The organism is Maricaulis sp., from assembly GCF_039978735.1.
Lineage (GTDB): Bacteria > Pseudomonadota > Alphaproteobacteria > Caulobacterales > Maricaulaceae > Maricaulis.
Window position 1 is genome coordinate 104,108 of sequence record NZ_JBDWAS010000057.1, and the last position, 16,907, is coordinate 121,014.

Here is a 16,907-nt window from a genome sequence, read left to right on the forward strand (position 1 = left end):
GATCCGGCCCGCGCCGGCATCCCTGCATACAGGCTTGGCGCGGCAGGGCAATTCCCCTATGCCCCCGGGGTCACTTCTTTACGCCGTTTCTCACCAGGTTATGCCGACGATGTCCCTGCCCGCCGACCGCAATGCGCTTGCCTTCGAATTCGCCCGCATCTGCAGCCTTGCGGCGGTGAAGGTGATGGAGGTCTACAACAGCGATTTCGACACGCGCGGCAAAGCCGACCGCTCGCCGGTCACCGATGCGGACGAGCTCGCCGAAGCCATTATCCTGGAAGAGTTGGCAAAGTGCGTGCCGGATGTGCCGGTACTTGCCGAGGAAAGCTTCAGCGCCGGCCTGCGTCCGGATACGGGCCGCGCCTTCATCCTGGTCGACCCCGTCGACGGCACCAAGGAATTCATCAACAAGAACGGCGAGTTCACCATCAATATCGCGCTGATCGAGGACCGCACTCCGACCGCGGGCTGCGTCTATGCGCCCGCGCGCGAGCGCATTTTCGTCGGCGGCGAGACCGCCTGGGCCGGCGCGCTCAAGCCTGGCCAACCGGTCAGCCGCGACACGCTCGAACCGATCACCACGCGCCAGGCGCCCGAAAACGGCCGGACGGCCGTGATGAGCCGCTCCCACGCCGACGAGAAGACCGTCGCCTTTGCCGACAGTGTCGGCGTCACCGAAAAGGTCTCGGCTGGGTCCTCGCTGAAATTCTGCCTCGTGGCGGAAGGTTCGGCCGATGTCTATCCGCGTTTCGGACCGACCTGCGAATGGGATACCGGCGCCGGCCACGCCGTGCTGAAAGCAGCCGGAGGCGATGTCCTGACGCCGGACGGTGAACCCTTCCTCTACGGCAAGTCGGACACCGATTATCTCAACGGCGCCTTTGTCGCCTGGGGCCGGCTGGACTCTTTGACGCAGGGCTGATCGCGGTTACCCCATTTTTACGCTCACGGCGCACAAGATCGGACCCAGACCGGAACACCCGGAAGTCCACTCAGCAGCCAGGGGCGTCTTCACCGTGACCCTTTCGATCAAAGGCCGTTTCGTCGTGATGGTGGTCACCGCAGGTGCCATCATGATGGGCGGCACTGCCTTCGCCTTCTATGCCTTCCGCCAGGCCATGCTCGGTCAGCTCGGCTCGCCCGAAGCCGCCCAGACCTTCGTCTCCGGTGATATCGCCGCGCATATCGACGGGCTGATTGCCGACCAGATGCTGGTGATCGGCCTGACCTGTGCGCCGGTCGGCCTGGCATTCCTGGGACTGGCCGTCTGGCTCGCCCTGGGCGTGGCACGCCCCCTGGGACGTTTGCAGACGGGACTGGACAGGCTGCGTACTGGCGATCTCGACATCGAAATCAATGGGGCCGACCGCGGCGACGAGATCGGCGCCATTGCCCGCTCGGTGATTGAATTCCGCGCCAATCTGGCTGATCGCGCCCGTGAAGAGGCCGAGCGGCAATATGCCCAGCAGACGGAGATCGCCCGCGAACGCGAGGCCCTGATGCGTCAGGTTGCCGAGGATTTCGAGCGCTCGGTCCTTAGCGTCGTCAACACGCTGACCGATGCTGCCGGTACGGTCGGACGGCATTCCGGCGACCTGCAGACGGCCGTGGAACAGTCGCTGGCCTCCCTGCAGGAGGTGCGCACCGCGTCCGGCGAGTCGCGCACCCAGGTGGAAACGGTCTCCCGCTCGGCGGATGCGCTGTCCCTGTCGGTTGCCGACATCAACACCAATGCCGGCCAGGCCGCCGAGATCGCCGCGACGGCGGTTGCGGAGGCCCGCAAGACCGACGAGATCGTCGGCCGGCTGTCCGAGACGGGCCGCACGATCGGCGAGATTGTCGAACTGATCAGCCAGATCGCCAGCCAGACCAATCTTCTCGCCCTCAACGCCACCATCGAGGCCGCTCGCGCAGGCGAAGCCGGCAAGGGCTTCGCCGTCGTGGCCAGCGAAGTGAAGGCCCTTGCCGAGCAGACCACGAAAGCTACCGAAGACATCACGGCTCAGGTGGCCTCGGTGCAGGACGTCGCCCGTCAATCGGAGACCGCGATCCGCAATATCGCCGCGACAATCGACCGCATCAGCGCCCTGTCCGGAACGATCCGCCAGGCCGTCGAGGATCAGTCCAGCGCTACCCATCAGATCGATGACAGCGCCCGGATCGCCAGCACCAGTTCGGAACGGGTTGCGGAGAATGTCGCCCGGCTGGACACGGCGATGACGTCGAGCCGGAATGCAACGGCAGGGATGCAGCGCGCCTCGAGCGACCTCACCTCGGCCTCCGGCGAGCTGCACGTCCAGGTCACCCAGTTCCTAGAGAGCATCCGGGCGGCCTAGGTCAGTTCCGCCTATTGCTCGCGCAGGAAGACTTTCGAGACGGCGCGATAGCCCCGCCCCTCGAAGAAGCTGTGGGCGCTATCATTGGCAATGCCGCTTTCCAGCATGATCCGGTCGGCATTGTTTTCGCGGCAGAGCGTCTCGGCAGCCTCGAGCAGCCGGGATCCCAGCCCATGGCCCCGCCCGTCTTCGCCGACCAGCAAGTCCTCGATCGTCGCGATCCGGGTGCCGGCAGCACTTTCGAGCGCAACCGCGCACAATCCTGCGATCGAATCGCCCCGCCGCGCGGCAAGCACAAACCCGCCGCCTTCCAGGCACGCCGAGAAATCCTTCGCCAGCACGACATCCAGATCCTCCGCCCAGCGCTTTCCGTCCGGACTGCGGCCGGACAGGATTTCCCCGTGCGAGATATAGGCTGGCATCGGCCGCAACTGTGCGGCCGCCCAGGCGGCGGCCCCTGCAATTCCGGCGGGTTCGAGCGGGCGGATATCGATATCAGGCATTGTCGAGCCACTTTCTGACCGTGCGGCATTTCATCTGCTTCGCCGCAGCCTCGAAAAAGTATTTCCGGCGCTCTTCGAAGGGAATGGAGAGGTCCGGAACGGTACGGAAATAGGTGTCGAATATACCCCGCATGTCCGGTGAATAGTGCAGCCGGTAGTCAGGCCAGTTGCGCCGGAACCAGCCCATCTCCGACACTTCGAGAAACCAGGACACCCAGGTCCCGAAAATCATCGGATCGAGATTACCCCGGCTGCGCAGCCGCACGGCAATCTCGAACAGGTTCAGGATCTGGAGGAAGTAATTGTTGGCGACGACGGTCTCCTCGTCGTCCAGATCGACCGGCTTGTCCTCGGGCTCGTTGAAGATCCGGGCCAGAACCGCACGATGTTCCGCTTCGAAGCGGAAGATGTTCAGCGCCTCGGTCTCCAGATTGATATAGGTCGAACGCCGGGTCTCCCGCGCATTCCACATCACGCCGATGATCAGCGCGGCAAATGCCGCGATGTCCAGCGTCCCGAGTATCGGTGGCAACCAGTCCGGCATGATCCCTCCCCCGTCTGCGATCTGCAGAATATCCGCCCGCTGCATGCTGGACACATCTTTCCTCAGCCCGCCCACGGCCAATTTGCATGACTATCCTGCAAGGCCATGCGCGAGAAAATCCGTGACCTTTCTGCGCCCTCCGGTTATGCGGGCGGCCACAGACAGGACACCGACATGCTCGAACTCTTCACCTCCGCCCTGGTCACCTTTTTCGTGGCCATCGACCCGCCCGGCGTGGCGCCGATCTTTGCGGCGCTGACCGATGGCGCGCCGAAATCGCATCGCCGCTCGATGGCGATCCGCTCGGTGGTGATTGCCTCCGGTGTGCTCCTGGGCTTTGCCCTGGGCGGGGCCTGGCTGTTGAACGCCATGCACATCTCGCTGGACGCTTTCCGCGCAGCCGGCGGTGTCCTGCTGTTCCTGATGGCGCTGGAAATGATCTTCGAGAAGCGCACCGAGCGCCGCGAGGAGCGCGCCGAGGAAATCATCGGCGAGCACGACACGCACCCGGAGAAATGGGACGACATCTCCGTCTTCCCGATGGCCATCCCGATGCTGGCCGGCCCCGGCGCCATCGCCACCATGATGCTGTTCATGTCCGACGCCACCAGCCTGAGCGAGCAGGGTATCGTTCTGGCGGCAGTCGCGATCATCCTGGTCTTCTGCCTGGTCGTTTTCCTGATGATCGGCCCGGTGATGAAGCTGATCGGCGAGTCGATGGCCGCCATGATCACCCGTATCCTCGGCGTCATCCTCGCTGCGCTGGCCGCGCAATTCATCTTCGACGGCATCAAGGGCGCCCTGATGGGCGGCTGACCGCCCTCATCCCGCGTACCCGCTTGCACCACAATGCCGAAGCGACTATTTCCGAAAGCCTGATTTTCGGAGACTTTATGTCCATCAGCCAAGAGGCCCGGTAGGGCCCGGTCACGGACGACCGGGCCTGATCGATCAACGCTGCCGCATGCGTGAGCTGCGGCCGGCGTTTTCGTGTGCCTTTTTCAAGCTGACATCACCATGGACATATCCAAGCCCGAGCAGCGGGTCCTGCACCTGCTCGCCCAGGGCGGCCGTATCGATTTCGAGAAGGACGAACGCGGCCGCATCATCGACATCACCACCGTCACGCGCGACGGATGGGCCTGGAACGGCTGTTCCCTTGCCCTCTTCGCCAAGCTGCGGCGCCGGCGCTATATCGCGTCCCACTGCAGCGGCCCCTACCGGATCACCCGGCTGGGCCTGAAACGCGTCCGGTCTCAACCCGACAACCGGTAGCAAACCGCCGCCGGCGTCCTCGCGGCGCCGGCGGCGGAAACCGATCGTTAGCCAACATCTGCCATGATGAAGCCCTGAAGGACCGCTACCGGTCTCTTGAGGGGGGACTGGAGGAGTAGATGGCATTCCGCCTGATCGTGCTGCTCACGGCAGCCGCCCTGTCATCGGCCGGCTTCACCGCCGCCGCCTGGAGCCTGACCCGCGGCCAGACCGACCAGGCGATCGCGTTCGGCTGGCCGGCCATAGCAGTCGCCATCACCGTTGCCATCCTTGTTCCCATGGGCAAGCGCCCCGGCTCGTCCGGCTAAAGCATTTTCAGCAAAAGTGGAGACCGGTTTTGCGGTCCGAAAATGCGACCACAGAAAGCTAGACCTTCGGCGAAAAGAACGGCGCATAGAGGTCCTGACGGCGATCGCGGAAGAAGCCCCAGGCCGCGCGGTGACGCTGCAGGAAGTCCAGGTCATAGGTCGCTGAGACCACGCCGGTCTCGTTCCGGCCCAGCTCTTCCAGCTTCTCGCCGGTATGGTCCGTCACGAAGGACGAGCCATAGAAGACCTGGCCATCCTCATTGCCGATCCGGTTGGCGGCGATCACGGGAATGACGTTCGAGACAGCATGCCCCTGCATCGCCCGCTGCCAGCGGATGGCGGTGTCGAGGCTGTCATCATGCGGCTCCGAACCGATTGCGGTCGGATAGAGCAACACTTCAGCGCCCAGCATCGTCATGCAGCGGGCCGCTTCCGGGAACCACTGGTCCCAGCAGATACCGACGCCGATCTTGCCGGCCTTCGTGTCCCAGACCTTGAAACCGGTATCGCCGGGGCGGAAGTAGAACTTCTCCATATAGCCGGGCCCATCGGGAATATGGCTCTTGCGGTAGATACCCAGCGCCTTGCCGTCGGTATCCAGCATGACCAGCGAATTGTAGTAGTGCGGCCCGTCGCGCTCGTAGATCGAGACGGGGATGACCACGCCGAGTTCCGCGGCAAGCGGCGCCAGCGCCGTCACGCAGGGGTGTTCCATCGCCGGCCAGGCCGTCGCGAAGAAGCGCTCGTCTTGCACCTTGCAGAAATAGGGTCCCTGGAAGAGTTCCGGCGGCAGCACGACCTGGGCGCCGCGGCCGGCAGCCTCGCGCACGAGTTCTTTCACGGTCGCGATATTGGCGTCCATGTCCTCGCCGAATGCCGCCTGCAGGGCAGCCACCGAAATCGTACGGGCCATCCCGTCAGTCCTCCATAACCTCTTCGATCCAGTCGCCCGGCCCGTCGCCGGTGCGCAGATCCATCACGGTCGGCCACAGCCACCAGGCCGGCCGGTTATCCGAATTCCACAGCGCCACAAAGGCAAAGCCGGTCTCCGGCTCGAGCACGATCTGGGCCCCATAGCCCGACAGATAGCCCGAATGCAGCACCAGCGTGCGCTCGCCCCATTCATAGATGCGCCAGCCCAGCCCATAGGCCGTCGTATCGACCCGGTCGCGCAAGCGGCCCAGCCGGCGCGTCTCGCGCAGCGTGTCGGTCAGCGGGCTGTGGATACGCACACGCACGGCCTCGTCCAGCCCGGGCGCCGTGCCCAGCTGTACCTGCGCCCAGGCGATCAGATCGTTCAGCGACAGGTTGAGACCGGAAGCCGACGGGATGGAATCATAGGGTGTACGCGGATTGCCCGGCGTATTCGCCGTGCGCCGCCAGCCGCTGTGCGGCCGCGCCCAGGAGGGCGACGCCTCGAGCGCCGCCGTTCCGACCGAAGCGGCTGGCAGCCCCAGAGGCTCGATCAGGTATTCGCGCAGAGCCGTGTTGAAATCGGTCCCGGTGGCGTCCTCCACCACGCTTTCAAGCGCGGAGAAGGCGACGTTCTGGTAGGTGTAGCAATCGCCGACCGGGCACAGGAGATCGACCCCGGCAAGGCGCATGCGAATGCGATCCGGCGCCTGTCCGGCTTCCAGGTCCAGATCATAGGCATTGGGCGGCAGGCCGGTGCGATGGCTGGCAATTTCCTCCAGCGTCGGCTGGCGGTCGCCGCGCAGCTGCAGGACATCGACCGGGACCGGCGCGCTCATGTCGACCAAGCCCTGCGCCTCGAGCACGCCCAGCAAGGTGCCGGTGAAGGTCTTCGAAACCGAGGCGGCGCGGAACATCGTCTCTGCGGTCACGGTCTCGCCGGAGCCGGCAGCTGTTTCGCCATGGGTATAGATGAAGACCGGTTCGCCATGCTCGATCACGGCCGCCACAAGGCCGACCACGCGCTGGTCTCCCGCGGCCTCATCCAGTCTTTCGCGCAGGACGCCGAGATAAGGATAGTCTTCCCGTTCGGTCGGGCTGGCGCTGTCATGGCCGGCGGCGGCCGGCATTGCAGAAGCGAGCACAAGGCCCAGGGCAGTCAGTACGCTTCGCATCAATCCTCACACTCCGGGCTGATGGCATGTGACACAATGGAAAGCCCCTCCACCGGAAAGTATGGCACGCGCTGACGATCCGACAACGGTGTGATGCGGAAACAGCGGGCGCAGCGCTGCAACGGCCGCGGCGGCACTGGCCGTGCCATAGGTCGGCACGACCACATTGCGCGGTCCGATCACCCAGTTCATGTGGCTGGCGGGCACGATCTCCCCATCGCCCGGATCCACCCGCCCCGGCGACGGGATGGTGTAGACTTTCAGCCGCCGGCCCTTGGCGTCGGTCATGCGCGAGAGCTGCCGCGCAATCGATGACAGCACCGCCGTCTGCGGATCGTCCTCGCCCGACGGCGCCTGGCAGATCACGACGCCCGGCCGGGCAAAACGGACGATATTGTCGATATGTCCGTCAGTGTGGTCGGCGACCAGACCCTCATCGATCCACAACACCTTGCGCACGCCGAAGGCCTGCTTGAGCACGTCCTCGACCTGCGCTTCGGTGAGGCCGGGATTGCGGTTCGGATTGAGCAGGCATTGCCGCGTCGTGATCAGCGTGCCGTCACCGTCGAACTCCAGCGCACCGCCCTCGGCAACCAGATCGACATGACGCTCGGGCGCGTCCGCAATGCGGGCGATCGCGCCCCCCACCGTGTCGTCGCCGGGCAGGTCGTACTTGCCGCCCCAGCCATTGAAGCGGAGGCGGATGGCGACGTCCTTGCCGTGATCCCTGACGAAGACGGGGCCGGTATCGCGCGCCCAGACATCCCCGAAAGCCTCGCGCACGACGCTCGCGCGACGGCCCATCGCCTGACGGGCGGAAGCTTCCGCCTGGGCCGTCGCCGCGAGCACGACCAGATCCAGCGTTTCGCCGCGGACGGACGGCTCGGCCAGCGCGTTGAGAAAGTCGCCGAACTCGGCCTGGGCCGGTTCGAGATCCTCTTCCCACAAATCGGCCGCGGACGGCCAGCAGGTGAATATCCGCCGGACCGGGGCGGTCTCGTGCGGCAGGGTGAGAGCGGGGGTGAAAGGCAGGGTCGTCATGGGCCGCGGCTCTATCATGACGCGGCCCGCCGCGCGAGACACAAAACGAAGAAGGGCGGCCACAAGGGCCGCCCTTCCACAAGTCCGGTTATCCGGTAAGTCTGGCTTAGAATTCGTAGCGCAGACCGACGCGGATGCGATAGACCGAGCTCGTCAGGTTGTCGCTGGTCTCATCGCGCGAAGTATAGTTTTCGAAACGGTACACGCAGGCACCCGCGCTGGCGCAGGTCGTACGCACATCGTCGCCGGTGAGTGCCGTTGCACCGTCGACACCGTTTGTCGCGACATCAGACGCCTCGACCATCGATGCCCGCACAGTCGCCAGCTGACCGTTGGACGGACCGGAAGTCTGCGTGCCCCATTCATCGTTGAGCAGGTTCGGGAAGTTCTGAACGTCGATGACGAGCTTCAGACGGTTTTCACCAACAAAACGCTCAGCACCCCAGATACCCGGCAGCTCCTGCTGGATCCGCAGGTCCCATTGCTGGTTCCAACCGGATTGCTGACCGAAGGCTTCCTGGATGCGTCCCCGGGCAAGGCCCTGGGAGTCCACCATCTGGTTGAAGCCATCCAGATCGAAGCCCGACCCGTAGACGACAAGCGGGTCGTTCGCAGTCGGCACATACAGCGGGCTGTTGGAGTACGGATCTTCAAGCGAGCCGGACCGGCCGAACAGGTGGTAGTTGCGATCCTCGACGAACGAATAGTGGAAGCCAGAACCGGACCGGATGTCACCAAACACGTCGAAGCGGGTTTCCAGATTGCCGAAGATCTCGTTCTCGTAAGAGAGGTTGACCGTGAAGCGATCTTCCACCTGGAAGATCGAGGGACGCGGGCTCGGGTTGTTCGGGTCCACGTCGGCAATGCCGCGCCAGTTCGACACACCACGCGAGGAGGTGCCCTCGGTCACGGCGGTGACATCCTGATAGGCATAGCCAACCTGGAAGCCGAGGCCGTTCTCATAGTCCTTGCCCAAGGAGACCGAGAAGACGTGGCTTTCACCGCCGTCGAAGTTGGTCAACATGGTCAGGCCGGTGGAGTAGCCCAGGTCTTCAAGGTCGGCGTAGATCGGACGACCGTCCGGAGCCACACCCACGGGGAGAGAACTCGCCAGACCGATCTGCGTCATATTCTGCCAGCCGAAGGTCTGATCGGAATTGGTGTACAGATACTGGAAGGTCGCACGATAATCGCGGCCCAGATCGAACAGGTCGGAGAAGACCAGGTCGAATTCGTGATCGACACGGATCGACGCTTTCCAGTCCGACGGCAGTTCAAAGTTCGGGTCGATCATATCGACGCGGCCCGGCGTTCCCGCAGCAACGGCGTCCTGCAGGCTTTGCGGAACATCGAGGCTGGTCAGGTTCGAGAAGTTGCCGGAAGCGAACACCACCGGCTGTTGGAACGCGTTCGAAATCCAAACCCAGGGATTGCCGCCCGAGAAGCGACCGAAGCCACCACTGACAGTGGTGCGGTCCAGAGCGTCCCAGCGGAAACCAATCCGCGGCAGGAAGATATCGACGCCGTCGAGATTGGCCGTCGAGGTGATCCCGTAGTCGGCTTCGATCAGCGGATCCGCCGTCGGCGCGTCGTCCATGGAGAAGCGCTCATAACGGAAGCCGTAATTGATCGAGAACACGTCGTTGATCTGCCAGTTGTCCTGAGCGAACAGGACGTAGCGGTCAGAGGTGAAGCTCGTCGCGCCCGCGGCCGTGTCGTTCGACGGAATGTTCTGGTACTGGATGTTCGGCGAGTTCGACTGAATGTCGGCCACAGAGAAGTAACGGAAGCGGCCGCTCGAGTCCGAAATGAACAGATTGCGGAGTTCGAACGACTCGTACTCGCCGCCGAAGGTAAAGACGTGATCGCCCCAGACGTAGTCTGCAGAAGCAAAAAGCTGCAGGCGGCTGTCGTCATACTCGTTGGCGTGACGGAAGCGATCGCAGCCACCGACGAAGGTGAAGTCGCGATTCGCGTCGCCGAAATTCAGGAGACCGTCGAGCGGCGTGCCGGCAACGTCGGCCGCACTGAGCGAGAATTCGAGTTGCGGCGTGTCCGTACCTGCACGGCAGTCCTGACCGCGCATGTAGTCCTTGAAGTTCGCGCGCAGCGTCGTCGACAGGTTCGGCGTCCAATCCGAGAAGAGCTGAACGGTATAGGCCGTCAGTTCGGTCGGCGTGTCGTACCAGGCCGTGCTGAAATTGTTCGATGAGACGTTGGACGTGCCGCCTTCTTCGGTCTGCTGGTAGGTGAAGGACAGGCGATGGTCGTCATTGATGTTCCAGTCGAGCTTGGCGAGATAGCGCTCGGACAGGACCGGCGTCGCGACCGTCAGCGGGCGATCGCCCATATCGTAACCGGTCGCCGTTTGTACCATGTCCGCCAGAGCGGTGAAGAAAGCCGGATCGACACCGTTCTGCGCATCCGAAACGGTAAAGTTGGACGAGCTGCCGGATTCGAACTTGTCGTAGGAGACGAAGAAGAACAGACGGTCTTCGATGATCGGGCCGCCGAGGGTGACGCCGTATTCCTCTTCAGTGAAGGGAGGTTGATCGACAAAGGCACCGTTAGACGCGTTGCCGATGAAGTCTTCGTCCTGACGGTAATAGAAGGCAGATCCGTCGAACTCGTTCGTGCCCGAACGTGTGACCACGTTGACCAGACCGCCGACAAAGTTCCCCACCGTCACCGAGTAATCGGAGGCAGCTACCGACGCGGATTCGATCGCATCGAGGTTGATCGGGGAGCGCGCAGTGGCATAGGTCGAGCTTCCCAGGCCGAAATCGTCCTGCTGCAGCGAACCATCGATGGCAAGGCCGTTAAAACGCGGGTTGGAACCGGCAACGGAAAGGCTGCCACCGCCGCCGACAATCGCCAGCGGATCACGGGCGAGCGTGCGCAGCACGTCCCGGGAGGTCGCAGGCTGATTGGCAATGTCGCTGGCCGAATAGGAAGAACCAACGCCGTTGTTCAGATCGAGCGTATTGACCGCCAGACCGGTGACAACGATGACGTCGGTGGTCGTCGGATTGAGGGCGATCGAGAGCGGCGCTTGCGAACCGGGACGCAGGTAAAGATCGCTGAGGGCTTCACCCTCAAAGCTCGGAGCCGACACGGTAATCGTGTACGGGCCACCAACGCGAAGACCGGATTGGAAGAAAGCACCCGTCGAACCCGTGGTGGTGGTAGAGGCGGTTCCCGACTGTGCGTGGACGATCGTCACCGTCGCACCGGAAACCGGCGCACCGTCGGCGTCAACGACCGTACCGCGCAGAGACGCCGCGGTCTCCTGCGCATAAACGGCAGCCGGAGCGGCGGCCAGCAGGGCGAAAGTCGCCGCGCTATAGGAAAGCTTTTTCATAAATGACATGGAGCATGTCCCCCAATGGATGATCAGATGGGGGCACGGCCCCCGGGTACGAAGCACGCGCCTCGTACGCCGGGCGTGAAAACTTTCCAAGACGTATATGAGAAGCTTTTGTGACACCCCGGCGGGTTAACCCTGACGACGGATCCGTCGCTGCAGCGCAGCAATCGCAAAATATGTGTGTGCAGCCGCACAAAACCTCAAAATCCGGGATGTCAGCCCCTCTGACGGCCGGAATTTTCTCCACGGCCCCCCTTTACCGCCCCGTGCGAAAAGCGCATAGGCTGCGGCGAAAATGTTACACTTTTCAGCAGCGGAAACGGGACGTCCGAATGACTGATTCCACCTTCGCCGAATCTTCACGGACGAATCCCTGGCGACAGGCAACGATCGGGCTGATTGTCGGCGTCGCGCTGATACGCCTTGTGGCACTGGCGATCTCACCGGTTGCGCTCTACGCAGACGAGACCCAGTACTGGATCTGGTCCCGCGAATTCGACTGGGGCTATTTCTCCAAACCGCCGATGATCGCCTGGCTGATCGCCGCCTCGACCGGCCTTCTCGGTGACAGCGACTTCGCCGTCCGCCTGCCGGCGCCCCTGCTGCATTCGGCAACGGCGGCCTTCCTCTTCGCAAGCGCACAACATCTGGGAAATGCCCGGACCGGCTTCTGGGCGGCGGCTGTCTATCTTACCCTGCCCTCGATCTGGCTGTCCGGCGTCGTCATCTCGACCGATGCGCTTTTGCTCTGCGCCTGGTCGGCCGGCCTCTACGCCCTGCTGCGCCTGCGTGATGACGGGGGCTGGGCGTCCGCGGCGGGTCTGGGCCTCGCTATCGGCCTCGGCTCTCTCTCCAAATACGCGATGATCTATTTCGTCGTCGGCACGACCATCGGCATCGTGATCGACGAACCGCTGCGCCGGGCGCTGCTGAGCCTGAAAGGTGCCGTTGCCGCACTCATCGCGCTCGTCTGCCTGGCCCCCAATCTCGCCTGGAACGCAGCGAACGACTTCGCCACCGTCACGCACACGGCGGCCAACGCAAACTGGGGCGGCGACCTGTTCCACCCTGCCGAAATGGCCGAATTCCTCGTCGAGCAGATCGCTGTCTTTGGGCCGTTCCTGTTCCCGGTCCTGATCGGCCTGCTGATCGCCGGCGCGCTGAAACTCCGCAACATCGCGCCCGAACGCCGCCTGCTCGCCGCCTTCATCGTTCCCGCTATTCTTGCCGTCTCAATCCAGGCCTTCATCAGCCGTGCCCACGCCAACTGGGCGGCCGGTGCCTATGTCGCCGCGACACTCCTGGTCACACTCTTCCTTCTGAACGGGCCCGGCTGGCGCCGCTGGGTGCTGATCGGCTCGATTGCCGTGCACAGCATCCTGGGCATCTCCTTTGCCGTGATGGCCGCCAGCCCGGCGTTGGTGGAGATGGCCGGCCTCGACAACGCCACCAAGCGAATCCGCGCCTGGCCGGAAACGGCTGCCGCCATCACCGAAGCCGCCGCCGCGGACGACTATGCCTTCATCGTCTTCGACGACCGCAATGTCTTCCACCAGACCCAGCGCTATGCGCCCTCGCTGCAGGCGGAGATGCGCATGTGGCTGCGCTATTCCGGTCCCGTGAACCACGCCGAGGATATCTGGCCGCTGCCGGAGACAATCGACGGCCCGGTGCTGATCGTGTCCCACCGCCCGCTGGAAGTACCCCGCCTGCGCGAGGATTTCCGGACGTTCGAACCCGTCGGCGAACTGGCGATTCCACTCGATGGCGGCCGCACGCGAGACTTCACCCTCTGGCGGGCCGAGGGGCATGTCCGTGTCGAGCGCGACGCTGCGTATGAAGACCGCTGGCAGGCCATCGACGCCGAAGCGGGCGTCGTGCGCGGGTATTCCAACGACGACGGCTAGCCGCGCAGCTCTTCCAGCCCCAGCGCCAAAGTGAGATTCTGCATCGCCTGGGTGGCCGCCCCCTTGAGGAGATTGTCCAGCGCGCTGACGATGACGACGCGCCGGCCGCTCTCCTCCACCGCGAACCCACCGACCACCGCGCCGGGATTGCCGGCGCCGTCGCGCACTTCCGGTATGCGCTCGACGACCTCGATCAGGGGTTCGTCGGCATAGGCATCACGAAAACGTCCGATCAGCGTGTCGCGATCCATCGGCTCGGCCAGCTCGACATGCACCGTCGCCACGATGCCGCGGAAGAATTGCGCGACATGCGGCGTGAAGCGGACACTCTCACCGAGATGCCGGCTCATCTCGCCCTCGTGGATATGCCCCATCAGGGCATAGGGCATCAGATTGTCGGCCAGCGCATCCGGATCATTCTTGCGCGATGGCGTCGTGCCGGCGCCGGAATAACCCGACACGCCGAACACATGCGCCGAACCGGCCAGACGGCCGCGCAGCGGCGCGATCGCCAGCTGGCCAGCGGTGGCATAGCACCCCGGATTGGCAATGCGCCGTGCCCGGCGGATCGCCTCGCGACCGTGGATTTCCGGCAGGCCGTAGACCCAGTTGTCGTCAAACCGGTAGTCGGCAGACAGGTCGACGATCACGGTCCCGGCGGGAATAGCCGACACGAACGGCGCCGAGGCCCCGTTCGGCAGCGCCAGGATCACGGCATCGACGGGCCGCGCGGCGACATCCTCCGGCGACAGCGCCTCGAATGCGAGATCGCCGCCGATTTCCGGCGCCATGTCGGCCACGGGCTTGCCGGCGAACTCGCGCGAACTGGCATAGGCCAGGACCATGTCGTCGCGGCCGCCGATCAGGCGCAGCAATTCCCGGCCGGTATGCCCGCGTGCACCGATCAGTCCGATCCGGGCGGTCATTTCGGCGCCTCGAGCGTGGGCGGCAGGGAAAACGCCTTTTGCACCACAGCGTCGATACCGGTCAGGCTGACATCCTCACCGCGCCAGAACACGGTCCACTCGTCATGGCGTACCGCGCCGTCGCATTCGTCAAAGTAGAAGCCGTTTACCGGATTGCTGGTCCGCGACCGCCAGATCAGGCGCGGCGCATACTCGACCAGCCGGTGCCAGACCGCCCGGCCCAGCCCCTCACCGCGCGCATCGTCGAGCACGGCGAACTTGTCCAGATAGATCCAGTCGTCCAGGCGGGTCGTGATGGCCGCGGCGCGATAGCTGTCGGTCACGAAGGCCTGGTCGATCACAAGACTGTCCCAGTAACCCGCGATCGGCGGACGGCCGAACGCCTTGGTCACCAGCGTGTCTAGCTTGGCCAGATCGAGTGCGTCCTTCGAGGCGGCCGCCTTGATGCGCTCGCCGCGGCGGATCAGCGTTCCCGCACCGGCATGGGTGAAAAGCTCGCGGGCCAGCTCGGCCGGGCGCGTGATCGACACCGAGGATGACAGCGGCAAGTCGTCAAGCAGGCGCTTGATCTCCTCCAGCTTCAACCGCATGCCGCCATTGACCCAGTCGGCTTCCATCAGCTCGGCGAAGTCGGTCGCCAGGTTGATGGAGGACAGGATATCGCCGCCCTCGTCGAGCAGCCCGCCCGTCCCCGTGAGGAAGACGACCTTGTAGGGCTGCAGCGCATGTACCAGGGCACGCACCGCGGTATCGGCATTGACGTTGACGAGACACCCGTCAGCCGTCTCCCCCAGACAGGCCAGGATCGAGGCCTGTCCGGCCCGGGCCGCCGCGGCCACCAGGTCCAGCCGGACCCGGCTTGGCTCGCCGACCCGCCCGAGGGTCTTCTCGTCGACCAGTTCGGCCTCGAACACACCGCGCGGGATTGCCGCTGCCCGCCCGCCGGCGGCACGGATCGCATCCACCAGGGCGAGGTTGGCTTCAGTCAGCGTGTCGCGGATGATCGGGATGGCCGGTTCACGCGTGACGCGCAGGCCATTGATCCGTTCAGTGGGGATCCCCGCCGCGTCCAGCGCCGCATCCAGCTGCGGCCCGCCGCCATGCACCACGACCGGCGTCAGGCCAACGGTCTGCAGGAAGGCGAGCGCCGAGGCGAGCCCGTCCAGATCGTCCTGGATGACCGCACCGCCGACCTTGATGACGGCAAAGCGTTCCTGGTCGACGCCGGAGAAGCGGTGCAGGTATTCGCGGATCTCCTTGCCGTCGCGCATGTGCGACAGCAATTGCACGATGGTCTGGCGAACCGGCGGCTGGGCCGCGTCCTTGCCGCTCATTCCGCCCCCCCTTGCAGGGCGAGGGCTTCCATGACGGCCTTCTGGACGTGCAGCCGGTTTTCCGCCTCGTCGATCCCCATGAAGGCATCGCTGTCGACCACGGCATCGGCGATCTTCACATTGCGGCGCATCGGCAGGCAGTGTGAAACAACGGCATTATTGGTCAGCGCCATCTTTTCCGGCGTGATCATGAAATCGGCACCCTTCGCCCGGAACGGCGCTTCCTCGCCCCAATTGCCGTAGAAGGGCAGCGCGCCCCAGCTCTTGGCATAGACGACATCGGCACCGGTATAGGCCGCCTCGACATCGGTGGTCAGCGTTACCGACCCGCCGCCTTCAGCCGTGAAGCGTTCCGCAGCCGACATGTAGCGCTCGTCGAGACGGTAGACCTCATCCGGCACCAGGATGCGGACATTCGCGCCGAATTTCGATGCGATCAGCAGCGAGGAATTGGCCACGGCCGTATTCAGCGGTTTCGGATGCGGCACCCAGGTCAAAAGATAATTCTTGCCCGCCACCGGACCGGAGCGCTCCTGCAGGGCCAGCATGTGGGCCAGTTCCTGACAGGGGTGGACGATGGTCTCCATATTGATGACCGGCACCGTCGCATGTTTCGCGAAAGCGGAGATCATCGGGTCCTCGCGCTCGGCCTGCCAGTCCTTGAATTCGGGGAAGCAGCGGATGGCGATCAGGTCGACATAGCGCGACAGAACGCGCGCGGCCTCGCGCACATGCTCTTCCTCGGCACCGTCCATGATGGCCCCGTCGCCGAACTCCATCGGCCAGGTCGCGCCCTTGGCGTCGAGTACGATGGCATGGCCGCCCAGCTGGTGCGCGCCGATGTCGAAACTCGATCGTGTTCGCAGCGAGGGATTGAAGAAGACCAGCGCAATCGACTTGCCCTCCAGCGATCGGCTTTTCACGCCCGACTTGAAGGCGGCTGCTCGGTCGAGCAGGCCCTGAAGTTCGTTGCGGGACCAATCTTCGGTGGACAGGAAATGGCGCATGGGATCCTCGTGCGAGCCCGTAAAAGACAATCCCCCGGCCATAAGACCGGGGGGTGGCATTGTCCATAGGTTCTCAAGGCACAATACAGGCCCGGCGCGCCATGTTGCAGTGGCGCCCGGCCTGCATAATACGCCTAGGCCGCGGACTCAATTGCGCGCATCCAGATCCTTGCTGAAGCGAGAGCGATTGCGGCGAGGAAGTTGGCGGCATGCTTGTCGAAGCGCGTTGCGATCCGCCTGAACTGCTTGAGTTTGCAGAAGAAACGTTCGAC

The 16,907-nt window shown here is 64.3% G+C and carries 15 protein-coding genes and 1 pseudogene; 6 read left to right on the forward strand and 10 right to left on the reverse strand.

Translation table 11 applies throughout. The annotated features are described in order from the left end of the window. Positions 1-109 precede the first annotated feature (109 nt). Entirely contained in the window at positions 110-922 is an 813-nt protein-coding gene (gene cysQ, locus ABJO18_RS17345; protein WP_348508000.1) for a 3'(2'),5'-bisphosphate nucleotidase CysQ, read from the forward strand. Positions 923-1,016: 94 nt separating this feature from the next. Further along, positions 1,017-2,336, forward strand: coding sequence for a HAMP domain-containing methyl-accepting chemotaxis protein (locus ABJO18_RS17350; RefSeq protein WP_348507999.1), 1,320 nt, complete (start codon positions 1,017-1,019; stop codon positions 2,334-2,336). An 11-nt stretch (positions 2,337-2,347) separates the two neighbouring features. On the opposite strand, the gene ABJO18_RS17355 is transcribed toward ABJO18_RS17350, so the two are convergent. Together ABJO18_RS17355 and ABJO18_RS17360 are read right to left on the reverse strand one after the other, a co-directional pair. After that, positions 2,348-2,839 (reverse strand): GNAT family N-acetyltransferase, encoded by a 492-nt coding sequence (locus ABJO18_RS17355; RefSeq protein WP_348507998.1) that lies wholly within the window; start codon positions 2,837-2,839, stop codon positions 2,348-2,350. Beyond that, positions 2,832-3,383 carry a hypothetical protein gene (locus ABJO18_RS17360; protein WP_348507997.1) on the reverse strand — a complete coding sequence of 184 codons (552 nt, stop codon included), beginning with the start codon at positions 3,381-3,383 and terminating at the stop codon, positions 2,832-2,834. Before ABJO18_RS17360 ends, ABJO18_RS17355 begins: the two co-directional genes overlap by 8 nt. 174 nt (positions 3,384-3,557) lie before the next feature. Between ABJO18_RS17360 and ABJO18_RS17365 the strand changes: the two genes are divergently transcribed. The 3 genes from ABJO18_RS17365 (at position 3,558) to ABJO18_RS17375 (ending at position 4,966) form a co-directional block, all read left to right on the forward strand. Then, entirely contained in the window at positions 3,558-4,199 is a 642-nt protein-coding gene (locus ABJO18_RS17365; protein ID WP_348507996.1) for a MarC family protein, read from the forward strand. Between the two features lie 201 nt (positions 4,200-4,400). After that, positions 4,401-4,658, forward strand: coding sequence for a YjhX family toxin (locus ABJO18_RS17370; protein ID WP_348507995.1), 258 nt, complete (start codon positions 4,401-4,403; stop codon positions 4,656-4,658). 119 nt (positions 4,659-4,777) lie between these two features. Beyond that, positions 4,778-4,966, forward strand: a complete 189-nt coding sequence (locus tag ABJO18_RS17375; protein WP_348507994.1) for a hypothetical protein — start codon at positions 4,778-4,780, stop codon at positions 4,964-4,966. Positions 4,967-5,024: 58 nt separating this feature from the next. Here the strand turns inward: ABJO18_RS17375 and aguB are convergent, their stop codons facing one another. The 4 genes from aguB to ABJO18_RS17395 all read right to left on the reverse strand — a co-directional run bounded on the left by aguB (position 5,025) and on the right by ABJO18_RS17395 (position 11,464). Further along, positions 5,025-5,879 carry an N-carbamoylputrescine amidase gene (aguB, locus tag ABJO18_RS17380; protein WP_348507993.1) on the reverse strand — a complete coding sequence of 285 codons (855 nt, stop codon included), beginning with the start codon at positions 5,877-5,879 and terminating at the stop codon, positions 5,025-5,027. A 4-nt stretch (positions 5,880-5,883) separates the two neighbouring features. Further along, positions 5,884-7,053: a serine hydrolase domain-containing protein gene (locus ABJO18_RS17385; RefSeq protein ID WP_348508007.1), complete on the reverse strand. Its 1,170-nt coding sequence runs from the start codon at positions 7,051-7,053 to the stop codon at positions 5,884-5,886. A 6-nt stretch (positions 7,054-7,059) separates the two neighbouring features. Then, positions 7,060-8,094 carry an agmatine deiminase family protein gene (locus ABJO18_RS17390; RefSeq protein WP_348507992.1) on the reverse strand — a complete coding sequence of 345 codons (1,035 nt, stop codon included), beginning with the start codon at positions 8,092-8,094 and terminating at the stop codon, positions 7,060-7,062. 106 nt (positions 8,095-8,200) lie between these two features. Next, entirely contained in the window at positions 8,201-11,464 is a 3,264-nt protein-coding gene (locus tag ABJO18_RS17395) for a TonB-dependent receptor (protein WP_348516033.1), read from the reverse strand. A 329-nt stretch (positions 11,465-11,793) separates the two neighbouring features. On the opposite strand from ABJO18_RS17395, the gene ABJO18_RS17400 reads away from it, so the two are divergent. Further along, positions 11,794-13,368: a glycosyltransferase family 39 protein gene (locus ABJO18_RS17400; protein ID WP_348509184.1), complete on the forward strand. Its 1,575-nt coding sequence runs from the start codon at positions 11,794-11,796 to the stop codon at positions 13,366-13,368. Here ABJO18_RS17400 and argC read toward each other — a convergent pair. The 4 genes and pseudogenes from argC to ABJO18_RS17420 form a co-directional block, all read right to left on the reverse strand. Continuing rightward, a complete protein-coding gene (gene argC / locus ABJO18_RS17405) occupies positions 13,365-14,294 on the reverse strand; it encodes an N-acetyl-gamma-glutamyl-phosphate reductase (RefSeq protein ID WP_348509183.1) in 930 nt (309 codons plus the stop codon). The genes ABJO18_RS17400 and argC overlap by 4 nt on opposite strands. Further along, complete coding sequence (locus tag ABJO18_RS17410) at positions 14,291-15,628, reverse strand: acetylglutamate kinase (RefSeq protein ID WP_348509182.1); 1,338 nt, start codon at positions 15,626-15,628, stop codon at positions 14,291-14,293. Before ABJO18_RS17410 ends, argC begins: the two co-directional genes overlap by 4 nt. Then, positions 15,625-16,635: an N-acetylornithine carbamoyltransferase gene (locus ABJO18_RS17415; RefSeq protein ID WP_348509181.1), complete on the reverse strand. Its 1,011-nt coding sequence runs from the start codon at positions 16,633-16,635 to the stop codon at positions 15,625-15,627. The genes ABJO18_RS17410 and ABJO18_RS17415 overlap by 4 nt, the downstream gene beginning before the upstream one ends. Positions 16,636-16,769: 134 nt before the next feature. Then, positions 16,770-16,907: pseudogene (locus ABJO18_RS17420) on the reverse strand (IS5/IS1182 family transposase); the annotation flags it as partial.

Bases quoted from the DNA above. Each gene is read 5' to 3' on its own strand.
- ABJO18_RS17385 (WP_348508007.1), bottom strand. From the start codon at position 7,053: ATGCGAAGCGTACTGACTGCCCTGGGCCTTGTGCTCGCTTCTGCAATG.
- ABJO18_RS17365 (WP_348507996.1), top strand. From the start codon at position 3,558: ATGCTCGAACTCTTCACCTCCGCCCTGGTCACCTTTTTCGTGGCCATC.
- argC (WP_348509183.1), bottom strand. From the start codon at position 14,294: ATGACCGCCCGGATCGGACTGATCGGTGCACGCGGGCATACCGGCCGG.
- ABJO18_RS17360 (WP_348507997.1), bottom strand. From the start codon at position 3,383: ATGCCGGACTGGTTGCCACCGATACTCGGGACGCTGGACATCGCGGCA.
- ABJO18_RS17415 (WP_348509181.1), bottom strand. From the start codon at position 16,635: ATGCGCCATTTCCTGTCCACCGAAGATTGGTCCCGCAACGAACTTCAG.
- ABJO18_RS17395 (WP_348516033.1), bottom strand. From the start codon at position 11,464: ATGTCATTTATGAAAAAGCTTTCCTATAGCGCGGCGACTTTCGCCCTG.
- ABJO18_RS17370 (WP_348507995.1), top strand. From the start codon at position 4,401: ATGGACATATCCAAGCCCGAGCAGCGGGTCCTGCACCTGCTCGCCCAG.
- cysQ (WP_348508000.1), top strand. From the start codon at position 110: ATGTCCCTGCCCGCCGACCGCAATGCGCTTGCCTTCGAATTCGCCCGC.
- ABJO18_RS17410 (WP_348509182.1), bottom strand. From the start codon at position 15,628: ATGAGCGGCAAGGACGCGGCCCAGCCGCCGGTTCGCCAGACCATCGTG.
- aguB (WP_348507993.1), bottom strand. From the start codon at position 5,879: ATGGCCCGTACGATTTCGGTGGCTGCCCTGCAGGCGGCATTCGGCGAG.
- ABJO18_RS17355 (WP_348507998.1), bottom strand. From the start codon at position 2,839: ATGCCTGATATCGATATCCGCCCGCTCGAACCCGCCGGAATTGCAGGG.
- ABJO18_RS17400 (WP_348509184.1), top strand. From the start codon at position 11,794: ATGACTGATTCCACCTTCGCCGAATCTTCACGGACGAATCCCTGGCGA.
- ABJO18_RS17390 (WP_348507992.1), bottom strand. From the start codon at position 8,094: ATGACGACCCTGCCTTTCACCCCCGCTCTCACCCTGCCGCACGAGACC.
- ABJO18_RS17375 (WP_348507994.1), top strand. From the start codon at position 4,778: ATGGCATTCCGCCTGATCGTGCTGCTCACGGCAGCCGCCCTGTCATCG.